Here is a 518-nt window from a genome sequence, read left to right on the forward strand (position 1 = left end):
GTGCCGAACGAGCGGCAGAAGGTGCCGTACCCACTGCCTGAGCACAAAACCAAGTCCGTCATGCGCACCCAGACGCACAAGGCCGAGGGCTTTAACGAGATCAGCTTTGAAGATGCGACCGGCGGCGAAAACATGTTCTTTCACGCCCAGAAGGACCAGACCACACGGGTTCTGAACGACCGAACCAAACGCATCGACCGGCATGAAGTTTCTGCAATCGGCGAAAACCGAACAGTCGAGGTTGGCCGGAACCAGAAACACGAAATTGGCGGGTCGATGAACACCGTTGTCGGCGGCACCGGGGCGTCTGCCCTTGCCCTGATGGCGGCTGTGCAGGGTCTTGCCGGGCATACGGCAGGATTGTTGAAACAGGCAGGTGAGGTTGCGGGAAGCGACACACCGGCCTTGGGCGCATTTGCGGGAACAGTGGCCAGTTCGGCGCTTGGGTTTCTCGATATGAGCGGGCTGGCCAGCCGTGCCGGTGTCGTCGGCGGCAGCAGCAACCGGCCCGACGCAGG

Annotated in this window: 1 protein-coding gene; it reads left to right on the plus strand. The window is 61.6% G+C overall.

Going from position 1 to position 518, the window contains the following annotated elements:
* Positions 1–60: 60 nt before the first annotated feature.
* On the plus strand, positions 61–518 hold a 458-nt coding region (locus tag ACG74X_RS21310; RefSeq protein WP_411237326.1), incomplete at its 3' end, for a bacteriophage T4 gp5 trimerisation domain-containing protein.

This window comes from Marivita sp. S0852 (assembly GCF_046591575.1).
Classification (GTDB): domain Bacteria; phylum Pseudomonadota; class Alphaproteobacteria; order Rhodobacterales; family Rhodobacteraceae; genus Marivita.